Source organism: Trueperaceae bacterium, from assembly GCA_031581195.1.
GTDB lineage: Bacteria > Deinococcota > Deinococci > Deinococcales > Trueperaceae > SLSQ01.
In genome coordinates, this window is record JAVLCF010000168.1 from 1 (window position 1) to 3262 (window position 3262).

3 protein-coding genes are annotated in these 3262 nt (G+C 72.5%); 1 reads left to right on the plus strand and 2 read right to left on the minus strand.

Annotation, left to right across the window (positions count from 1 at the left end; genetic code table 11):
* The coding region (locus RI554_10960; GenBank protein ID MDR9392532.1) for a hypothetical protein at positions 1–361 on the minus strand (361 nt) is incomplete at its 3' end.
* Positions 362–860: 499 nt separating this feature from the next.
* Here RI554_10960 and RI554_10965 point away from each other — a divergent pair.
* Positions 861–1340: a hypothetical protein gene (locus RI554_10965; protein MDR9392533.1), complete on the plus strand. Its 480-nt coding sequence runs from the start codon at positions 861–863 to the stop codon at positions 1338–1340.
* An 18-nt stretch (positions 1341–1358) separates the two neighbouring features.
* On the opposite strand, the gene RI554_10970 is transcribed toward RI554_10965, so the two are convergent.
* Positions 1359–2474 carry a sigma factor-like helix-turn-helix DNA-binding protein gene (locus RI554_10970; GenBank protein ID MDR9392534.1) on the minus strand — a complete coding sequence of 372 codons (1116 nt, stop codon included), beginning with the start codon at positions 2472–2474 and terminating at the stop codon, positions 1359–1361.
* Positions 2475–3262 lie beyond the last annotated feature (788 nt).

Sequence of the window (3262 nt, forward strand, 5' to 3'; positions counted from 1 at the left end):
CACCGAAGGGATCGGGCGGTGGGGACGTGGGGGCTTGGGCGACGGGCGGGACCGCGTCCCCCTGCGGAGGGGAGGCCTCGACGGGGTGGGGCGGGATCACGGGATCGGGCGCGACGCGGGGGGCCGGTCCTCCGTCGAGGGGGGTGGATGCGGGGGGCCGTCCGACGTCCGGCGCGAGCCCGCCGGAGATCTCGGGCGGGTTCGCCGGGGGCGGTTCGGACGCCTGAGGTTCGGACGGCTGCGGTTCGGGCGTTTCGCTCGCGACGTCGCGACCGACGTCCTTGCCTCGGAAGAGGCCTCGGAGTGCGGTCTTCAGGTGCGACACCGACGCCGACCCGTTACGACCGTGGGGTCGCGTCACGAGAGGCGGTACGCCGTGGGCGACGGCGCGCAAGGGGGCACCGTACGGCGGTGCGGGACGGTTCGCACATCGATTCGGAGCATACAAGACGGGGAGCCACCGTTTGCGGGGAGGGTTCGGCGCATGGCGTGAAGCTATCCGGAGGATGCGACGGATAGCGTCGCACCCCGTGGGGTTCGTCCGGTGCGGCGTTCGAGCGTCCGGGTCATCGGGAACCCTCTCCGTTCGTCGTCGCGGTGAGGACGGCCCTTCGGGCGGTCCCTCGGGTGGGCCCAGGTCCGCGTCGCCCGCGAGGTCGCGCGCGGCCGCGCCTTGGCGCCTGGGGAGGGAGACGGCGTTCGCGCGTCGCCGGACCCGCGGGGCTGGTCGATGATGTCGTAAAAGCCATTACCACTTGCGTACTTGGGCGTGTCATGTGTAACTTCTTGCTGCGAGCGGGAAACGAAGCGTCCGAACCGTCGGGTCGATGCGGATCGTGCGAACGAACGGGAGGGGTGCGATGACGACGTACGAACGGCTGTGGGTCTACGGCATCCTGGACGGGACGTCCGCCGTGTACCTCCCCTCCCGCGTCGCCCGGCGGTGGGCGTCCCTCTTGGGTGCGTGGCGGACCTCGTCGACCTGGGGTGCGTTCTGGGAGGCGATCGACGACGAGGCCCGAAGTACGGTCGCCGCGACGTTCCTGGAGAACGGCAGGTGGATACCGCACGACGACGATCCGATCGACGCAGGCGCGATTCCGGGCATGAGCGCCGAGACGTGGCTCGGGCTTCCCCACCTGGCGATGGCCGACCTTCCTCCCTCGGTCGTGCGGACGTTCGGGACGGGGAGCGATTCGGATGCGTCGTGCGGGCCGGTCTTTCGCGCCGCCGACGTCCCCGCCATCAACGCCGCTCTGATTCGTGAGGGCTTCGTGCTGGAGCGGGACGACGACCTGGTGCGTCGCGCGTGCGGGTCCGGGGTCGGGGGACGCGGCTAGGGGAAGTGGGTCGCGGCGTCATCGGGCGTCCGGGGACGTGGGGTGCTCGTCCGCGAGGCGCCAGGTGCCGCGCTTCCCGGTGTGGACGAACGCCTTCTGGTCGCGGCTCGAGAGGGTGGCGAGGGCGTTGCGGGCGCGCCAGTGCGCGAACGCGTCGGGGAAGACCACCTTCAGGGCTTCGGTCATTTCGCTGCCGTGCCAGGCGTGGGCCTCGAGGGGCGGTTCGGCGAGGACGCGGGCGACGGCTTTCATGCGGTCGAGGACGGTCCAGCCGTGGGAGGCGAGGGCGCCGTCGTGCGTGGGGTAGGTGCGTTCGCTGAACGCGGCGAGCGTGGCGACGAGATCGACGTGGAGGTCGAGGGCGTTGGCGACGGCGTCGAGCGTGGTGAAGGCCGATCCCGCGTGGACGTGGTCGTCGATGCGGGCCAGGAGGGCGTGGGTGTCGGGCGTGGTGACGAGGAGGAGGTCGTTTCGTTCTTGGACGTGGAGCGTCTTGGGGTGGAGGGCGAACGTGGCGCGGCGGATGGCGTCGGCGATGGGGCCGTGGGCGGGGACGAGGAGGGGGTGCGTGTCGACCGTGTCGAGGCGTGCGAGGAGGTCGTCGTCCGTGCGGGGCGCGTCCGACGTGCGCGTGGCGTTCAGGCTTCGGAGGCGTTTGCGGGCTCGGTTTTGGAGTTGGCGCACCCGTTCGCGGGTGATGCCGTGGCGGGTGCCGACGGCGTCGAGCGTCTCGCCGTCCGCTCTGCGGCGGAGGATCGCGGCGTCGCGGGGCCATGTGGACTCCAGGAGGGCGAACAGGTGGTCGATCCTGCTGGGGTCGAGCGAGGGCGGGGTCGCGGCGGTCGGGGGCGCGGCCTGGAGGCGTGCGAGCACCGGGCGCCAGGCGTCAGGGAGGCCGCGTTCGTGGTACCGGTCGGCTTCGTCCGGAGCGACCTGCGCGGCGGTGCCGGCGGCCTCGGGGGCGTGGGTCGGCGTGCGTGGCGCGGGGGACGGCTGGAGGCTGGGCGTGGGATCGGCCGTTGGGTTGTCCTGCACGTGCGCGTGGGGGGTGGGCACTTGACTGCGGGGGGTGTGCGCCGGATCGGGGTTCGTGGCGTCCGTCCAGCCGAGGAGGTCGGCCAGGGCTCGCAGCATCGAGATGGGGTGGCGTGCGTCGGTGGGGCGTGAGGTGGCCATGGGGGAAGTTCACCCCATGGGTGCGACGGGGAGTGACGCACGGTGCGGGGGCGTCGCCGCCCGCGCCCGACGCCCGTGCCGCGGGTGGGTTCGGGATCGATCCTCGTCGTCGCCGAGATGGGGCAGGAGGGGCCGTCGCGACCACCTTCGTGTGCGGGGCAGCTTCTGCTTCCCCAAACACGGACCCGGCGTAGGGGTGGTCCCACGCCGGGTGCGTGTCTCGGGGGCGCCCGCGCCGAAGGCGTGTGTGCGGGGTCGCGCGAGGTCCGCGTGGCTCGCGCGTCCGCTCACGTCGGGCCGGTGGGCGCCGTGTACGTCGGTCGGTGCGGCCCCCGATCCGTCCGGGCCGGCGTACGCTCGAAGGATGCCGGATGGGGCGAGGGGTGGGGGTCGGGTCCTTGGATGCGTGCCTAGGGGGTCCGGGATGGGCGTCCTGCGATGCGGATCGGAATGGGATGTCGTTGGTCACCGCTCCGGCAGGGCGCGAGGCCAACGGACCGCTACCGCTCATGCGGATTCTGCCCCGGCTCGCATCCTTCGGTGAACCGGTCGCATGGGGATGGGCGGAGCGCTGGTGTGCGTGTCGACGACGTCGTACGCGGAACGGTAGGGAGCTGGCGGTCGTGAGCGTGGCGGGCCCGCACGCGGCCTCCGGTGCCCTTGGGTGCGCGTGTCGTGGGTTCGGTACGCTCCGCGCATGACGACGGTGGTCGCGGCGTTGGTGCCGCGTGATGGACGCATTCTGG

Bases quoted from the DNA above. Each gene is read 5' to 3' on its own strand.
- RI554_10965 (MDR9392533.1), top strand. From the start codon at position 861: ATGACGACGTACGAACGGCTGTGGGTCTACGGCATCCTGGACGGGACG.
- RI554_10970 (MDR9392534.1), bottom strand. From the start codon at position 2,474: ATGCTGCGAGCCCTGGCCGACCTCCTCGGCTGGACGGACGCCACGAAC.